This is a genomic window from Salmonella sp. JXY0409-18, assembly GCF_020268625.1.
In the GTDB taxonomy this organism is placed as follows: domain Bacteria; phylum Pseudomonadota; class Gammaproteobacteria; order Enterobacterales; family Enterobacteriaceae; genus Salmonella; species Salmonella enterica.
In genome coordinates, this window is record NZ_CP084216.1 from 3,664,269 (window position 1) to 3,682,226 (window position 17,958).

Below are 17,958 nucleotides of genomic sequence, written 5' to 3' on the forward strand. Positions count from 1 at the left end.
ACTGGCAGCGCCTGACGGCGCTGTCACTCCGGCTGCACCAGCGTTAGCGCAAAAGCGCGCCCTTTCAGTTCAACCTGCGCTGACGGCGGCAGATTGACGTCGGTAATCACATCATTAAAGCGCTCAAGCGGCACCACATTAAAGAGCGAATGCGCGCCATACTTACTGCTGTCCGCCAGCAACACTTTGCGCTGCGCATTAGCAATAATCTCCTGTTTAAGCCCGGCCTTATCTTCCGTTGGGGTCGTCACGCCCGTTTTTACCTCCCATGAATTACAGCTCATAAACGCGATGTTCGGATACACGCTACGCAACAGCTTACGCCCATGCTCACCGATACAGGACTGACTGCTGTCATCGATACGACCGCCGACAATCGTCACTTCAATTTGCCGGAACTCAGCTAAAAACAGCGCAATATGCAGATCGACGGTGATGACCCGCAGCGGAAGATGGGTTAAGCATTTCGCCAGCTCCATCATTGTCGTACCTGCATCCAGCACGACGGCATCGCCAGCATTCACCAGCGATGCGGCAACGCGTGCGATCGCCCGTTTTTCAGCAGGCGATCGCAGTTGTTTTTCATTGGTGGTGGGCTGGGCGGGTTCAAAACGCCGCAGCGCCACGCCGCCATGACTACGGCTGATCACACCCTGCTCATCCAGCTTGATCAAATCGCGACGGATAGTGGCTGGTGATGCGTCAACCGCCTCAACCAGCTGTTCTACCGTAACCAGCGTATGGTTTTTCAGATACGCCACAATGAGATCCAGACGGTGTTGTCCTTTCATAACAGGGAATTATGCCAGTTGCATTGCCAGTTTGATCGATACGGCCATGCTCTCAGATTTTGCTTTTCCCGTCCAGGCGATATCAAATGCGGTGCCATGATCGGCAGAGGTCCGAATAAATGGCAGCCCCGCGGTGATATTCACACCATCATAAAATCCAAGCAATTTCAACGGGATATGCCCCTGGTCATGATACATCGCCACCACCATATCATACTGCCCCTCATAAGCCTGGAGAAATACAGTATCCGGCGGGCATGGCCCATAAACGTCCATACCTTTTGCGCGGGCATCGGTAATGGCTGGCGTCAGGATACGCGTCTCTTCATCGCCAAACAGGCCATTCTCGCCCGCATGAGGATTCACGCCTGCCACGGCGATACGCGGTTTAACGTAACCCACACGCTTGAGGAAAGTATCAGCAATACCAATCACCGTTTCGACACGCGCGGTACTTAACGTATCAAGGAATTTACGCAGCGCGATATGCGTTGAAACGTGAATCACTTTTAGTTTATCGGTGTAAAGTACCATCGCGTAATCACGGCTATGGGTCAGGGTCGCAAGCAGCTCGGTATGGCCCGGATAGTTGTGCCCTGCCAGGTGCAGCGCCTCTTTATTCAGCGGCGCGGTAGCGATAGCCTGTACGTCGCCCCGTAACGCTAACTCGGTGGCGCGCTTCACGCAGCGATACGCTAAATCCCCCGCCTGCGCCTGAACTTTCCCGGCCTCCAGCGCCTCCGGCTGCGCCAGCGGCTCATCAATCACATGAATGATGCCGGGCGCAAAACGCGCTTCGGCAACCCGTTCAATGGCCCGTAACTCGACGTTCGGCGTAATGCCCTTCGCCTGTAAACGTTTCAACGTTGCGAGGCATCCAATAACCACCAGCGGCGCGCCGTTGAGACCGTCTTCGCTTAGCGCTTTAACAATAATTTCCGGCCCAATGCCCGCTGGATCGCCCATGGTAATGGCAACGGTTTTAGTCTCCACAATACATCTCCTCAATATAATAAAGCGCGTCACACAACGTACTGTCTGAACCGAATCCGCCCGCTTTGGTAATGACCGGCAGATCGTCAATTTCGCTGTTTACAAACGTTCCACAGGGAATACAGGGCGCCACCTCGCTCTGAATGCGATAACCTTCAGCGCCAAGCGCGCCGGCGACGGCGGTAGCGATATCGCCGCCGGTCAGAAACAACCCGCCAATCCGCGCCTGCTCGATAATGTTTAACGTGACGACGCCAAGCCGCTGGCTCAGTCGCTCGCCCAATTGCTGACGGCTCATCGCGGATTTTTCGCACAACGCGTCGATTAACTGTCGATCTTCTGCGCGACGGCTGGTGCGTAAAATCGTATGTCGATGCTGACTTAACAGCGCGCAGGCCTGCTCTACGACAGACGCGATTTCCTGCTCCGCGCTATCCGACACCATGCGCGCGGCATCGATATCCACGACCTCCGCACGTCCCCGGCACAGCGCATTATCCACCTGACGTCGCGTGGCTTCGCTCATCGAACCGGCCACCACCAGTACCGGCAGCCGCTGCCGGTCTTGCATAAAAAGTTCAACCGGCAACGCATTCGCCAGACCAGCGGCGCCGACGAGCAGCGGCATCGACGGTTGTTCACACGCTGCTTGCGCAATCAACGTCAGGTCCCGCTCTTCCACCGCATCCACGACGATAATCCCTTCGCCCTCAGCCGCATAAGCCGTAAGTAAGGCGCTTAACCCACCGCGTCGAACATCCTGCAAAAAGACTTCATACACAGGGAGCTCACTTTGCAACGCCACTATCTCGGCAATACGGGAAGAGACAATGGGCGTTTTCGGATCGCTGGCAAATTCGGTTTCCAGTAACGGGACGCCATTAACCAGACATTTTCCTTCACGCGTCGTGCGTCCAGCCGCAGGGATCGCGGCGGCGATAACGGCCAGTTTTCGCTGACTGGCGCGCATAGCCGCCGTCACTTCGGCTCCGATATTGCCGCGAAATGTAGAGTCGATTTTTTTGTACACCAGCGGCGCTGGCGATGTCTCACACCACGGGGAAAGCGCGGCATAAACGGCAGATGCCGCCTGATCTGCGGGCATCGCCCGGCTTTCGGTGTTAATGACTAACACATCGGCGCGGCGGGACGGTTTTTGCGACGCGCTCAACATGACTTCCGTTCTCGCCCCCTTCTTCGCCAACTGGACGCCGGTATCATTCGATCCGGTAAAATCGTCGGCGATGACTATCATTTTCATGCGTTTTTCTCCAAAGAAGCCTGACGCGCCTGTTTTTTCGCAACCCAGGAGGTCAACACTGGCGTCAGGATTGCCGTGGTGATCACCGAGGCGGCAATCAGCGGAGCGGCAGCAGCGGCCACCTCGGCGAGCGAAGGGTCGGCCTGCGCAATAGCCAGCGGCGTCGCAACGGCATTACCCGCGGTGCTGGAGGCCGCCGCCCCGGCAATGCCAGTTCCGCCAACCAGACGATCTGCGCGGATATTAAAGAAACCGCCAACAAACGTTGTCAGCACGCCGAGCAGAATTCCGGCAAGTCCGCCTTGCAGTAACATTTCCAGGTTGATGCCCGCCCCCAGCGCAAAAGCAAAGAAAGGAATGAGCAGCGGGCCGCCTTTGGTCAAAAAATCGCGCATATGAGGATCAAGATTGCCGAGGATCATGCCGACAACCAGCGGAACCAGCACCGCCACCAGCGCCATAATGGGAATGTTCGCCATCCCTGCCGCGCCCAGCGCAATCATCGTAAAGAAAGGACCATCATTAAGAGACAAAATAGAGATAGCGCCGACGTCGCGCTCATTGCCGAATTCGCCTACCAGCGCAGCATAAAGTCCGCCATTCGAATTGCTCATCGCCGCGATAATCGCCACGCCGCTCAGGCCAAAAATACCCTCCGCGCCGAAAAGATGCTCCACGCCCAGGCCAATCCCGATGGCGACAAGCAACTTAGTGAGCGTAATCGTCCCGCCCTGCAATAGCGCCTGGGGTGCGGCTTTCACACTGATACCGGCTCCCATACACAGCAGAAAAGCGCCAATCAGCGGCGCCGCGCCGTTTTTAAATAAGGCGGTGGTAAAACCGCCGATATCAAGCGCCTGTGGAGCGAAGGTGTTAATGACTGCGCCAATAACGAGCGGTACGACCATCATGCCGCCGGGTACGCGCTCTATTGCTTTTTTGATGTTCATGGTCTTACCGCCTGTTGCTTGTTGTGATTGAATAAAATCATAACGATTATATTCAATCAAATTAAGATCACAAACGCGTCAGATCACAGTTTTAAAATGATTAATAAAAATCAAAAAATCATTCTGCAATAAAAAAGCCGGGATACTCCCGGCTGGAATGTGTGGTGATTTCGTTTCCACTACGCCCCCAACTGTCCGTCGACTGGCGTTGCGGGACAATAACGAAGAGAGGGTCAGGCTTTACTGACGAATTCCCGATACGCGGCGACGACCCGCAGAAAATCCTCCATGCCGCACAGGGATAAACTCTCTTCATCGTAATAACTCATCCCCTCTTCCATCTCACCGCCGGAAAAATCCAGCTGATTGGCGCGAATCATCACCTCTTCGCCGTCCATCCAGATCGTGTATTCATGCCCTGCTCGTTGCCAGGAACGTTCGCTGCCTTTGACCGTACGCGCGGCTTGTTCTACTTCATCCAGTAGCGAGAGGTTGTCTTTAACCTCTTCATTAAACCAGTGACCGACCACCTCGTGGCCCATCGACATTCGTACTTTTACCCCTCCGGTAACGTCGCGCAGAAATTCGTAATCCATAATTGTTTTCCTCTGCAAAGCCCTTACAGTCATTATCGCAGCAGCGGAGAAGAAAAAAAGCGGGAACAGCAGGCGGAATGAAAATAAAAACCCACCGCAGTTGCGATGGGTGTTGTAGGCCCGGTAAGCGTAGCCGCCACCGGGCAATAAGAGGCGTAGGCATGGTAAGCCTGACGCCGTCAGGCAAATTACACCGCAGTCTGGAAAATCACGCCGTCCGCTTTCTCAGTGTACTGAGAGAGCTGGTCGAAGTTCAGATAACGGTAAGTATCCACCGCCGTCTTATCCACCTGCGCCACAAAGGTCTGGTACTCTTCCGGCGTCGGCAGTTTGCCGATAAGCGCCGCCACCGCCGCCAGCTCCGCAGAAGCCAGGTAGACGTTCGCCCCGGTACCTAAACGGTTCGGGAAGTTACGGGTAGAGGTCGACACCACCGTTGCGCCGTCGGCTACACGCGCCTGGTTACCCATGCACAGAGAGCAGCCTGGAATTTCGATACGCGCACCGCTCTTACCGAACACACTGTAGTAACCTTCTTCGGTGAGCTGCGCGGCGTCCATACGGGTTGGCGGCGCTACCCACAGGCGGGTTGGCAACTGGCCTTTGTGGTTATCCAGCAGCTTACCGGCGGCACGGAAGTGGCCGATGTTGGTCATGCAGGAGCCGATGAACACTTCGTCGATCTTCTCGCCCTGCACGTCAGACAGCAGACGCGCGTCGTCCGGATCGTTCGGCGCACACAGGATTGGCTCTTTGATATCCGCCAGATCGATGTCGATCACTGCCGCGTATTCCGCGTCAGCATCGGCTTCCAGCAGTTGCGGGTCCGCCAGCCATTTTTCCATACCCTGAATACGACGTTCCAGCGTACGACGGTCGCCGTAGCCTTCCGCAATCATCCACTTCAGCAGGACGATGTTGGAGGTCAGGTATTCAATGATCGGCTCTTTGTTCAGCTTGATGGTACAGCCTGCCGCGGAACGCTCGGCGGACGCATCGGTCAGCTCAAATGCCTGCTCAACTTTCAGATCCGGCAGACCTTCAATTTCCAGAATGCGGCCAGAGAAGATGTTTTTCTTGCCTTTCTTCTCAACGGTCAGCAGGCCCTGTTTGATGGCGTACAGCGGAATGGCGTGTACCAGATCGCGCAGGGTGATGCCCGGCTGCATTTTGCCTTTGAAGCGCACCAGCACGGATTCCGGCATATCCAGCGGCATCACGCCGGTCGCGGCAGCAAATGCCACCAGGCCAGATCCCGCCGGGAAGGAGATGCCGATCGGGAAACGGGTATGGGAGTCGCCGCCGGTCCCCACGGTGTCCGGCAGCAGCATACGGTTCAGCCAGGAGTGGATAACGCCGTCGCCCGGACGCAGAGAGACACCGCCACGGTTCATAATGAAGTCCGGCAGCGTGTGGTGCGTGGTGACGTCAACCGGCTTCGGATAGGCTGCGGTGTGACAGAACGACTGCATGACCAGATCGGCGGAGAATCCCAGACAGGCTAGGTCTTTCAGCTCATCGCGGGTCATCGGGCCAGTAGTATCCTGAGAACCGACGGAGGTCATTTTCGGTTCGCAGTACGCGCCCGGACGGATACCTTTCACGCCGCAGGCGCGACCGACCATTTTCTGCGCCAGAGAGAAGCCACGGCTGCTTTCTGCCACGTCTTTCGCCTGACGGAAAACATCAGAGTGCGGCAGACCCAGCGCTTCACGCGCTTTGGTGGTCAGGCCACGACCGATAATCAGCGGAATACGGCCACCGGCGCGTACTTCGTCGATCAGCACGTCGGTTTTCAGTTCGAAGGTTGCCAGTAGCTCGCCGGTTTCGTGGTTGCGCACTTCGCCTTTGTACGGGTAGACGTCAATCACATCGCCCATATTCAGGTTAGAAACGTCAACTTCAATCGGCAGTGCGCCCGCATCTTCCATAGTGTTAAAGAAGATAGGCGCAATTTTGCCGCCGAGGCACAGACCGCCGCCGCGCTTGTTCGGCACGTTCGGGATGTCATCGCCCATGAACCACAGCACGGAGTTGGTCGCGGATTTACGGGAAGAACCGGTGCCCACCACGTCACCCACGTAGGCCAGCGGGTAGCCTTTTTTCTGCAATGCTTCGATTTGTTTGATGGGGCCAACAACGCCTGGCTGATCCGGCTCAATGCCTTCACGGGCGTTTTTCAGCATCGCCTGCGCATGTAACGGGATATCCGGTCTCGACCACGCATCCGGCGCCGGAGAGAGATCGTCGGTATTCGTTTCGCCGGTCACTTTGAAAACAGTGACGGTGATTTTTTCCGCCAGCGGCGGACGGCTCAGGAACCATTCGGCGTCGGCCCAGGATTGCATCACCTGTTTGGCATATTCGTTGCCCGCTTTGGCTTTCTCTTCTACGTCGTAGAAGTTATCGAACATCAGCAGGGTGTGGGACAGCGCTTTGGCCGCAATCGGCGCCAGTTTCGCATCGTCCAGCGCATCAATCAGCGGATGAATGTTGTAACCACCCTGCATGGTGCCCAGCAGTTCAATGGCTTTTTCTGGGGAGACCAGCGGGGAGGTGGTGTCGCCTTTCGCGACAGCAGCGAGAAAACCGGCTTTAACATAAGCGGCTTCATCTACGCCAGGAGGAACGCGGTTGATCAACAGGTCTAACAGGAATTCTTCTTCGCCCACAGGCGGGGTCTTCAGCAGCTCGACAAGCGCAGCCATTTGGGTTGCGTCTAAAGGTTTTGGCACAATCCCCTGGGCAGCACGCTCAGCTACGTGCTTACGGTATTCTTCTAGCACGACGATATCTCCTCGCTCTCATTGTCATAATGCGGCGCTTTTGTTGATGGGCGATTCTCTTCACGCTCCTGTGAGACAGTAGTTAGTAGGGTAAATGCCCGGTACCGCATAAGGCACAATAACAGGATTTTCTTTAAGTGTTAATCTGTTTACAAAAAAGCAACATAAAAAAGTGGCTGAATCGTTAAGGATGGTCTAATGCTCTACTGAGACGGGAGCTACAGCCATAAATGCTTACCTCATTTCGTGCTTTGATCGTCACGTAACGTTATCGATCCCAACATTAGCTAAAAATTAAACTATCGTCCCTTTATACTCACGCGAAACTGCACCCCGTCGGCGGCAGGCATAATGACCATAGCGATTCTCTGGAATCGGGAGAGATAAAATGACGTTGCCCTTTAAACCCCATCTCATTGCCCTTGTCTGCAGTGCCGGGTTATTTGCCGCTTCGGGCGTACTGTATGTTAAAAGCCGCGCTCCCGAAGCGCCCGCGCAGGCGGCGGCTCCCGCCCCTGAGCCAACGCAGACCGCTGTGCCCGCGCCTGTCGCGAAAACGACCTTTACCACTGCGCAAATCGATCAATGGGTCGCGCCTGTCGCGCTTTATCCCGATGCCCTGCTTTCGCAGGTGCTCATGGCCTCCACCTACCCGGCGAACGTGGTTCAGGCCGTCCAGTGGTCGCGAGATAACCCCACGCTGCAGGGCGATGCCGCTATTCAGGCGGTGGCCAGCCAACCGTGGGATCCCAGCGTCAAATCGCTGGTCGCCTTTCCCCAGTTGATGGCGCTTATGGGCGAGAATCCGCAATGGGTGCAAAACCTGGGCGATGCGTTCTTAGCCCAGCCACAGGATGTGATGGATGCGGTACAAAGGTTGCGTCTGCTCGCTCAACAAACCGGTTCGCTAAAATCAACGCCGCAGCAAACCGTCACCAGCGTGCCGAAGTCCAGCGCTTCTAGCGCCGTCACGACGACAACCACCACATCCGCCAGTACGCCAGCGACACCGTCGACCGTCATCAAAATTGAACCCGCGAATCCGCAGGTGGTGTACGTGCCGAACTATAACCCCGCGACGGTGTATGGCGCCTGGCCCAATACCGCTTATCCGCCGGTGTATTTACCGCCCCCTCCGGGACAGCAGTTTGCCGATAGTTTTGTTAAAGGTTTTGGTTATAGTCTGGGCGTCGCCACCACCTATGCGTTGTTCAGCAGCATAGACTGGGATGACGACGATCATCACCACCATGACGACGACCATCATGATGATGATTACCATCATGGTGGTAACGGTTATCAACACAATGGCGATAATATCAATATCAATGTCAATAATTTCAACCGGATATCCGGGCAAAACCTGCCGGGCCAAACGATGGGCTGGCAGCATAATCCCGCCTGGCGCAATGGCGTCCCCTATCCGAATAATACCGTTGCGCAACGGTTCCATCCCACCAATGTTAGCGGCGGGTTAAGCGCAACGCAGCAAGCGCCAGTGTCTCGCGACAGTCAGCGCCAGGCGGCCATGACGCAATTCCAACAGCGCAGCCATACAGCGAACGCTTCTTTGCCAGCGCCAGGCACCCGCGATGCCCAGCGTAAAGCGGCCTCACAACAATTAAATCAGATAGCCCGGCGTAATAATTATCGCGGTTATGACAATCAGTATGACAGCGCGCGTCGACAGACGGCGCAGCAGCATAGCGCGACGCTGAAATCCCAGACGCAGCAGCATCCCTTATCGCAGCAACAGCGTAACGCGGCGCATCAGCGGATCGCATCCTCTACGCCGCAGCAGCGTCAGGCATTTCGCCAGAATATGCACGCCAATGTGTTTAGCGGGAACGACAGTCGATCGCCGTCATGGCAATCGCAACAGCTACGCGGCCTGGAAAGCCGTCGCGGCAGCCACTTAAACACCGAGCAACACGCCGCCGCGCGGGAACATTTTTCTGAACATCATGAATTTCATCGCCGTTAACCGGAGCAGATAATGAAAAAGGTTATGTTAAGCGCTCTGTTACTGTCGTTACCCTTGCTGGGCTACGCGCAGGAACGGTTCCCCTCCCCGGAAGCGGCCGCCAGCGCCTTCGCCGCGGCGGTAGCCGGAAAAAACGAAACGCAGCTTACCGCGCTACTGGGCGATGACTGGCGGCAATTTCTGCCGCCGGAAGGCGCCGATCCCGAGGCCGTGGCCCGCTTCAACCGTGACTGGCGCGAAGGCCATCGCATTGTACAAAAAGACAATACGGCGCACCTGAATGTCGGACGAGAAGACTGGCAGCTCCCGGTGCCCATGGTGAAAGAGGCTGGCGGCTGGCACTTTGATATGGCGGCAGCCGGGAATGAGATCCTCACCCGTACTATTGGGCGAAATGAACTTTCTACCTTACAGGCTATGCATGCTTACGTTGATGCACAGCAGGACTATTACTTACAAAACCATCGCTGGGCGCACAGGATAATCAGTAGCGAAGGCCAAAAAGATGGCCTGTACTGGCCAACCAAAGCAGGCGACGCCCCCAGTCCCTTAGGCCCAAACTTTAGCCCCGCAGCGCCAGATGAGGGTTACCACGGCTACCATTTCCGTATTATCAGCGATAACGACGGTCACGGCGCGGCGCTTCTGGCCTGGCCGATGCATTACGGCGAAACCGGGGTGATGAGTTTTATGGTCAACCAAGACGATCGTATTTATCAGGCGGATTTAGGCAAAGAGACGGAGAGTAAAGTTCAGGCTATCACGCGTTTTGCGCCAGACGCGCAGTGGCAGGTCGCCGAATAACCCGTAAGCGCCTGGCGTTATCGCCAGGCCATGATCATTAGCCCTGATGCGGCATTAATTCCGGGTGGCCTTGTACCGGCGGCTTGTTGCTGGTCAGCGCGGCTTCATCAGCCTGAATGCTGCCGGAATTGGCCGCCCATACGCCTTCATGCGTGTGGGTGATCTGCTGATGCTGCGCATTCAAATCCTCGCCCATTGCCGCAATATGCGTACTTTCCGTACCGCCGCTGTTAGTCGCCCAGGGGATGACGGGATCGCTGGCAAATGCCATGCCGGAGATCAACGTCGCGGTTAGCGCTGCTGTTGTCAGAAAAAGTTTCATATATCAAACCTCATAATTAGCTCGCTATTATTTTATGGCGTTACTAATTTCAGGGTGATGACAAAGTAAGGAGAGGTATTTCTTATGAAACAATTAGTTGGTCGAAAATGACTGACAAAGGCACTACCGACGGCATAAGGTTTGAAAAGCGCACTGCTGCGGAAAAGATAAATTTTGCGGTTTCGTTATCCTTCGCCATCATTTGACACATCTGATTTGCCATGCATAAAAAAAGCGGCTGTAAAGCCGCTTTTCTGTGTCGAATGGCGCATTGCCACCTACAGAAGATTATTTCTTCTTCGCTTTCGGGTTCGGCAGGTCAGTAATGCTACCTTCGAAGATTTCCGCCGCCAGGCCCACGGACTCATGCAGAGTCGGGTGCGCATGAATGGTCAGCGCGATGTCTTCCGCGTCACAGCCCATTTCGATCGCCAGACCGATTTCACCCAGCAGCTCGCCGCCGTTGGTGCCGACAATCGCCCCGCCGATCACGCGGTGAGATTCTTTGTCGAAAATCAGTTTGGTCATACCGTCTGCGCAGTCAGAAGCGATAGCACGGCCAGAAGCTGCCCACGGGAAGGTGGCGGTTTCATAGCTGATGCCTTTTTCTTTCGCTTCTTTCTCGGTCAGGCCAACCCATGCCACTTCTGGCTCGGTGTACGCGATAGACGGGATAACCTTCGGATCGAAGTAGTGTTTCTTCCCGGCGATAACTTCAGCGGCAACGTGGCCTTCGTGAACGCCTTTATGCGCCAGCATCGGCTGACCGACGATATCGCCGATAGCGAAGATGTGCGGCACGTTGGTGCGCAGCTGTTTGTCGACGCGGATAAAGCCACGGTCGTCAACTTCCACGCCTGCTTTGCCCGCGTCGAGGTTTTTACCGTTCGGCACACGACCGATCGCCACCAGAACCGCATCATAGCGCTGCGCTTCAGCCGGGGCTTTTTTGCCTTCCATCGAAACGTAGATACCGTCTTCTTTCGCTTCAACGGCAGTTACTTTGGTTTCCAGCATCAGGTTGAATTTCTTGCTGATGCGCTTGGTGAAGACTTTAACGATGTCTTTATCAGCCGCCGGGATAACCTGGTCGAACATTTCAACCACGTCAATCTCTGAACCCAGCGCGTGGTATACGGTACCCATTTCCAGACCGATGATACCGCCGCCCATGACCAGCATACGCTTCGGCACTTCTTTCAGTTCCAGAGCGTCGGTAGAATCCCATACGCGCGGGTCTTCATGCGGAATAAACGGTAATTGGATCGGACGAGAACCTGCCGCGATAATCGCGTTGTCGAAGTTGATCACGGTTTTGCCGTTTTCGCCTTCAACTTCCAGGGTGTTCGCCCCGGTGAATTTACCCAGACCGTTGACCACTTTCACTTTACGGCCTTTGGCCATACCCGCCAGACCGCCGGTCAGCTGCGTGATCACTTTCTCTTTCCAGGTACGAATCTTGTCGATATCGGTTTTCGGCTCACCGAAGACGATACCGTGTTCAGCCAGCGCTTTGGCTTCTTCGATAACTTTTGCTACGTGCAGCAGCGCTTTAGAAGGGATACAGCCGACGTTCAGACAAACACCGCCAAGGGTGCTGTAACGTTCTACAATTACGGTTTCCAGACCTAAATCAGCGCAACGGAAAGCGGCAGAATAGCCTGCCGGGCCCGCCCCAAGTACCACGACCTGAGTTTTGATTTCAGTACTCATCATGACCTCTTTATTTGTATCCGGCGGTCCGGGGTACTTGATCGCCCATCATCCACCGGGTCGTTCTATCCGCCCGTATCTTACAAAATTGTTAACAATTTTGAAACAACAAACGGATCACGAATTATCGCTTTCGCTAATAACCTCACAAAATACATGAGATTATCAAAAAAAGCCGGCCGTCGGGCCGGCTTTTTCATTACATCACCAGACGGCGAATGTCAGACAACATATTGTTGATAATGGTAATGAAACGCGCACCATCAGCACCATCGATCACACGGTGGTCGAAGGAAAGAGAGATAGGCATCATCAGACGCGGCACAAACTCTTTCCCATTCCACACCGGTTCCATCGCCGACTTAGAAACGCCGAGGATAGCCACTTCCGGCGCGTTAACAATCGGCGCGAAGTGGGTAGTTCCCAGGCCGCCGATGCTGGAGATAGTGAAGCAACCACCCTGCATTTCGCCAGCGGTCAGCTTACCATCACGCGCTTTTTTGGAGATGGTGGTCAGTTCGCGAGACAGCTCGGTCACGCTCTTCTTATTCACGTCTTTAAAGACCGGAACCACCAGGCCATTCGGGGTATCAACCGCCACGCCGATGTTGATATATTTTTTCAGGGTCAGACGCTGACCGTCTTCGGACAGAGAGCTGTTGAAGCGCGGCATCTGTTCCAGAGCAGCGGCAACCGCTTTCATGATGAAGACCACTGGCGTGTATTTCACATCCAGTTTGCGCTTCTCAGCTTCGGCGTTCTGCTGTTTACGGAACGCTTCCAGATCGGTGATATCGGTTTTGTCGAAGTGCGTAACGTGCGGGATCATCACCCAGTTACGGCTCAGGTTCGCGCCAGAGATTTTCTGGATACGGCCCAGTTCCACTTCTTCAACTTCACCAAACTTGCTGAAGTCCACTTTCGGCCACGGCAGCATACCCGGGATACCGCCGCCCGCAGCAGCCGGCGCAGCTTCCGCGCGTTTGATAGCATCTTTCACGTAAGCCTGAACGTCTTCGCGCAGAATACGGCCTTTACGACCAGTCCCTTTCACTTTCGCCAGGTTGACGCCAAACTCACGCGCCAGGCGGCGAATCAGCGGAGTAGCGTGAACGTAAGCGTCGTTTTCAGCGAACTCAGACTTGCCTTCCGCTTTGGCAGCCGGGGCAGCAGGCTTCTCAGCTTTCGCCGCCGGAGCCGGTGCCGCCGCTTCCTGTTTAGCCGGAGCGGCCGCAGGCGCTGCGCCTTCTACTTCGAAGACCATAATCAGAGAACCGGTTTTCACTTTGTCGCCGGTGCTGATTTTGATTTCTTTCACGGTGCCCGCGAACGGCGCAGGCACTTCCATGGAGGCTTTGTCGCCTTCCACGGTGATCAGCGACTGTTCAGCGGCAACTTTATCGCCGACTTTGACCATCACTTCGGTGACTTCAACTTCGTCGCCGCCGATGTCCGGTACGTTAACGTCTTTCACGCCCGTCGCTGCTGGAGCAGCCGCTGCCGGAGCGGCCTCCGCTTTCGCTGGTGCTGCGGCAGGCGCTGCGCCCGCCACTTCGAAGACCATAATCAGTGAGCCGGTAGACACTTTATCACCGGTGTTCACTTTGATCTCTTTCACGGTGCCCGCGAACGGCGCCGGCACTTCCATAGAGGCCTTGTCACCTTCGACGGTGATCAGCGACTGTTCAGCTTCAACGGTGTCGCCCACTTTCACCATCACTTCAGTCACTTCAACTTCGTCACTGCCGATATCCGGAACGTGAACGTCTTTCGCCGCTGCCGCAGCAGGTGCTGCTGCCGGAGCCGCTTCTTTCTTCTCTTCTGCCTTAGCAGGTGCAGCGTCAGCTGCACCGTCGGCGGAATCGAAAATCATGATAAGTGCACCGGTCTCGGTTTTGTCGCCGACAGAGACTTTGATCTCTTTCACGACGCCAGCCTGCGGAGACGGGACTTCCATAGAGGCTTTGTCGCCTTCTACGGTGATCAGCGACTGTTCAGCTTCCACTTTGTCGCCCACTTTGACCAGAATCTCGGTGATTTCAACTTCATCTGTCCCGATGTCCGGTACTTTGATTTCGATAGCCATTATTCTTTTACCTCTTACGCCAGACGCGGGTTAACTTTATCTGCATCGATGTTGAATTTGGTAATCGCATCCGCTACCACTTTCTTGTCGATTTCGCCACGTTTAGCCAGTTCGCCCAGCGCTGCAACAACCACATAAGAAGCATCAACTTCGAAGTGGTGACGCAGGTTCTCACGGCTGTCGGAACGACCGAAGCCATCCGTACCCAGTACGCGATAGTCGTCAGCCGGTACGTAAGTACGAACCTGCTCGGCGAACAGTTTCATATAGTCAGTAGATGCCACTGCCGGAGCGTCGTTCATCACCTGAGCGATGTACGGAACGCGCGGGGTTTCCAGCGGGTGCAGCATGTTCCAGCGCTCACAATCCTGACCATCACGCGCCAGTTCGGTGAAGGAGGTTACGCTGTACACGTCAGAACCTACGCCGTAGTCTTTCGCCAGGATCTGTGCTGCTTCACGCACATGACGCAGGATAGAACCGGAGCCCAGCAGCTGAACTTTACCTTTGCTACCTTCAAGGGTTTCGAGTTTGTAGATACCTTTACGGATACCTTCCTCGGCACCTGCTGGCATGGCCGGCATGTGGTAGTTTTCGTTCAGGGTGGTGATGTAGTAGTAAACGTTCTCTTGTTTCTCACCGTACATACGCTCCAGACCATCATGCATGATGACAGCCACTTCGTAAGCGTAAGCCGGGTCGTAAGAGATACAGTTCGGGATAGTCAGCGACTGAATATGGCTGTGACCATCTTCGTGCTGCAGACCTTCGCCGTTCAGCGTTGTACGACCGGAAGTCCCGCCGATCAGGAAGCCGCGAGCCTGCTGGTCGCCAGCCTGCCAGCACAGGTCGCCGATACGCTGGAACCCGAACATGGAGTAGTAGATGTAGAACGGGATCATCGGCAGATCGTTGGTGCTGTAAGAGGTCGCCGCAGCCAGCCAGGATGCGCCTGCGCCCAGCTCGTTGATACCTTCCTGCAGAATCTGGCCTTTCTCGTCTTCTTTGTAGTAAGCAACCTGCTCACGGTCCTGCGGGGTGTACTGCTGGCCGTTCGGGCTGTAGATACCAATCTGACGGAACAGACCTTCCATACCGAAAGTACGCGCTTCGTCGGCGATGATCGGAACCAGGCGATCTTTGATCGACTTGTTCTTCAGCATCACGTTCAGGGCACGCACGAAAGCGATCGTAGTGGAAATCTCTTTGCTTTGCTCTTCCAGCAGCGCGCCGAAATCTGAAAGTTGAGGCAGCTCTAACTTCTCGGTGAAGTTCGGCTGACGGCTTGGCAGGTAGCCATGCAGCGCCTGACGACGTTCATGCAGGTATTTGTGTTCTTCAGAACCTTCCGGGAAGGTAATGTACGGCAGTTTTTCGAGATCAGCATCGGCAACCGGCACGTTGAAACGATCGCGGACGTAACGCACGCCGTCCATGTTCATTTTCTTAACCTGGTGAGCGATGTTTTTACCTTCCGCGGTGTCACCCATGCCGTAACCTTTAATGGTATGGGCCAGGATTACGGTCGCTTTGCCTTTGGTTTCCTGCGCTTTTTTCAGTGCCGCGTAAACTTTCTTCGGATCGTGACCACCACGGTTCAGCGCCCAAATCTGCTCATCGGTCCAGTCGGCCACCAGCGCTGCGGTTTCCGGGTATTTACCGAAGAAGTGCTCACGCACGTAAGCGCCGTCTTTGGATTTGAAGGTCTGGTAGTCGCCGTCAACGGTTTCGTTCATCAGCTGGATCAGTTTACCGCTGGTGTCTTTACGCAGCAGCTCATCCCAACGACCGCCCCACATGACTTTAATAACGTTCCAGCCAGCACCTGCAAAGATGCCTTCCAGTTCGTTAACAATCTTGCCGTTACCGGTGACCGGGCCGTCAAGACGCTGCAGGTTACAGTTGATAACAAAGACCAGGTTGTCCAGTTTTTCACGGGTGGCGATGGTGATCGCGCCTTTGGATTCCGGCTCATCCATCTCGCCGTCGCCGAGGAAGGCGTAAACGGTCTGTTTAGAGGTATCTTTCAGGCCACGGTGTTCCAGATATTTCAGGAATTTCGCCTGGTAGATAGCACCGATTGGGCCCAGCCCCATAGAGACGGTCGGGAACTGCCAGAATTCCGGCATCAGTTTCGGGTGCGGATAGGAAGAGAGGCCATTGCCGTGAACTTCCTGACGGAAGTTATCCATCTGTTCCTGGGTCAGACGACCTTCCAGGAACGCGCGAGCGTAGATGCCCGGAGAGATGTGGCCCTGGAAGTAAACCAGGTCGCCGCCATCCTGTTCGTTGCGCGCACGGAAGAAATGGTTGAAACAGACATCATAGATCGTGGCGGAAGACTGGAAGGACGCCATGTGGCCGCCCAACTCAAGGTCTTTTTTAGACGCACGCAGCACGGTCATGATGGCGTTCCAGCGGATCGCAGAACGAATGCGACGTTCCAGCTCCAGATTGCCCGGGTATTCCGGTTCGTCTTCAACGGCAATAGTGTTGATGTAATTACTGGCCCCTGCGCCTGCCGCGACTTTCACGCCGCCTTTGCGAGCTTCAGAAAGCAGTTGGTCAATCAGATACTGAGCGCGCTCAACACCTTCTTCACGGATGACCGATTCGATCGCCTGTAGCCAGTCGCGAGTTTCGATCGGATCCACGTCATTTGGGAAACGTTCTGACATGGGGGTATTCCTTATCTATCTAATACGTTGAGTTATCTGGAACCTGTCCCATTAAACTTTCGTCAGAAAGCTTAATAAGACAGGTTCTGCGTTTAGTTGCCGCGCACATTTTTGCGCGTTATTCACAACATCTTCTGGTTAACGTTCTGCCAGAAAAAACTAATTCTTGCGCTGTTCCAGGCGGCGTAAAGCGCGTTCACGACGGCTCTCCTCACGGCTTCTGTCCAGCATAATCTCTTCGATAAACGCCAGATGGCGGTGTGACGCTTCACGCGCTTCTTCTGGTTTTCCGGCCATAATGGCTTCAAATATACGGGTGCGATGCGTGCTCACCAGCGGCAGCATCTCCCGACGCGCATACAGCAATTCGAAGTTCTGCCGCACGTTTTGCGCCAGCATCGGCTCCATACACCTTAGCAGATGAAGCAATACCACGTTGTGCGCCGCTTCGGTGACGGCGATTTGATACTGGAGCACGGCTTCGGACTCGGCATCCAGATCGCCGGACTCTTGCGCCAGCTCAATAGCGTGGTGCAGCTCGCGAATACGGTCTTTATCTTCATCGGTGCTGCGCAGCGCCGCGTAATAAGCCGCAATGCCTTCCAGCGCATGGCGCGTTTCGAGCAGGTCAAACTGGGATTCAGGGTGATCGGAGAGCAGTTCCACCAGCGGGTCGCTAAAGCTCTGCCACAGGCTGCTCTGCACGAAGGTTCCGCCGCCCTGACGACGAAGCAACAATCCCTTCGCTTCGAGACGTTGAATCGCCTCGCGCAAGGAGGGACGGGAGACGTCGAACTGTTTTGCCAGTTCACGTTCCGGTGGGAGTTTTTCTCCGGGACGCAATGTTCCCTCAAGGATTAAAAACTCCAGCTGCTGCTCGATCACATCGGAGAGTTTTGGTTGGCGGATTTTGCTGTAGGCCATGATTTCCTGTCTTAAGCCATTTGCCCGGAGTCAATTGGTCTTACCAATTTCATGTCTGTGACGCTAAAGT

Annotated in this window: 13 protein-coding genes; 2 read left to right on the forward strand and 11 right to left on the reverse strand. The window is 55.1% G+C overall.

All coding sequences use genetic code 11. The annotated features are described in order from the left end of the window. Positions 1-23: 23 nt before the first annotated feature. From LDB27_RS17925 to acnB, 6 genes are all read right to left on the reverse strand, one after another. The gene (locus LDB27_RS17925) at positions 24-791 is read right to left on the reverse strand and encodes a DeoR/GlpR family DNA-binding transcription regulator (RefSeq protein ID WP_000678250.1); all 768 of its coding nucleotides are present in this window, start codon (positions 789-791) and stop codon (positions 24-26) included. A 9-nt stretch (positions 792-800) separates the two neighbouring features. Further along, a complete protein-coding gene (locus tag LDB27_RS17930; RefSeq protein WP_000448745.1) occupies positions 801-1,784 on the reverse strand; it encodes a D-threonate 4-phosphate dehydrogenase in 984 nt (327 codons plus the stop codon). Further along, complete coding sequence (dtnK, locus tag LDB27_RS17935) at positions 1,774-3,045, reverse strand: D-threonate kinase (protein WP_000782196.1); 1,272 nt, start codon at positions 3,043-3,045, stop codon at positions 1,774-1,776. The genes LDB27_RS17930 and dtnK overlap by 11 nt, the downstream gene beginning before the upstream one ends. Continuing rightward, positions 3,042-3,995 carry a 2-keto-3-deoxygluconate permease 1 gene (locus tag LDB27_RS17940; RefSeq protein WP_001022084.1) on the reverse strand — a complete coding sequence of 318 codons (954 nt, stop codon included), beginning with the start codon at positions 3,993-3,995 and terminating at the stop codon, positions 3,042-3,044. Before LDB27_RS17940 ends, dtnK begins: the two co-directional genes overlap by 4 nt. A 233-nt stretch (positions 3,996-4,228) precedes the next feature. Next, positions 4,229-4,591 carry a protein YacL gene (gene yacL, locus LDB27_RS17945; protein ID WP_001529871.1) on the reverse strand — a complete coding sequence of 121 codons (363 nt, stop codon included), beginning with the start codon at positions 4,589-4,591 and terminating at the stop codon, positions 4,229-4,231. 188 nt (positions 4,592-4,779) lie between these two features. Next, the gene (acnB, locus tag LDB27_RS17950) at positions 4,780-7,377 is read right to left on the reverse strand and encodes a bifunctional aconitate hydratase 2/2-methylisocitrate dehydratase (protein ID WP_000888957.1); all 2,598 of its coding nucleotides are present in this window, start codon (positions 7,375-7,377) and stop codon (positions 4,780-4,782) included. A gap of 388 nt (positions 7,378-7,765) precedes the next feature. On the opposite strand from acnB, the gene LDB27_RS17955 reads away from it, so the two are divergent. Together LDB27_RS17955 and LDB27_RS17960 are read left to right on the forward strand one after the other, a co-directional pair. Further along, positions 7,766-9,361, forward strand: a complete 1,596-nt coding sequence (locus LDB27_RS17955) for a DUF3300 domain-containing protein (protein ID WP_000174511.1) — start codon at positions 7,766-7,768, stop codon at positions 9,359-9,361. A gap of 12 nt (positions 9,362-9,373) precedes the next feature. Then, on the forward strand, positions 9,374-10,165 hold the full coding sequence (locus tag LDB27_RS17960) for a DUF2950 family protein (protein ID WP_000757446.1): 792 nt from the start codon (positions 9,374-9,376) through the stop codon (positions 10,163-10,165). Positions 10,166-10,202: 37 nt separating this feature from the next. On the opposite strand, the gene LDB27_RS17965 is transcribed toward LDB27_RS17960, so the two are convergent. The 5 genes from LDB27_RS17965 to pdhR all read right to left on the reverse strand — a co-directional run bounded on the left by LDB27_RS17965 (position 10,203) and on the right by pdhR (position 17,888). Then, positions 10,203-10,487 (reverse strand): outer membrane protein, encoded by a 285-nt coding sequence (locus tag LDB27_RS17965; protein ID WP_000765363.1) that lies wholly within the window; start codon positions 10,485-10,487, stop codon positions 10,203-10,205. Between the two features lie 288 nt (positions 10,488-10,775). Next, positions 10,776-12,200 (reverse strand): dihydrolipoyl dehydrogenase, encoded by a 1,425-nt coding sequence (gene lpdA / locus LDB27_RS17970; protein WP_001529952.1) that lies wholly within the window; start codon positions 12,198-12,200, stop codon positions 10,776-10,778. Between the two features lie 199 nt (positions 12,201-12,399). Beyond that, entirely contained in the window at positions 12,400-14,286 is a 1,887-nt protein-coding gene (aceF, locus tag LDB27_RS17975) for a pyruvate dehydrogenase complex dihydrolipoyllysine-residue acetyltransferase (protein ID WP_000963593.1), read from the reverse strand. A gap of 14 nt (positions 14,287-14,300) precedes the next feature. Next, positions 14,301-16,964 (reverse strand): pyruvate dehydrogenase (acetyl-transferring), homodimeric type, encoded by a 2,664-nt coding sequence (aceE, locus tag LDB27_RS17980; protein WP_000003840.1) that lies wholly within the window; start codon positions 16,962-16,964, stop codon positions 14,301-14,303. A 159-nt stretch (positions 16,965-17,123) separates the two neighbouring features. Continuing rightward, complete coding sequence (pdhR, locus tag LDB27_RS17985; RefSeq protein WP_000331771.1) at positions 17,124-17,888, reverse strand: pyruvate dehydrogenase complex transcriptional repressor PdhR; 765 nt, start codon at positions 17,886-17,888, stop codon at positions 17,124-17,126. Between the last annotated feature and the right edge of the window lie 70 nt (positions 17,889-17,958).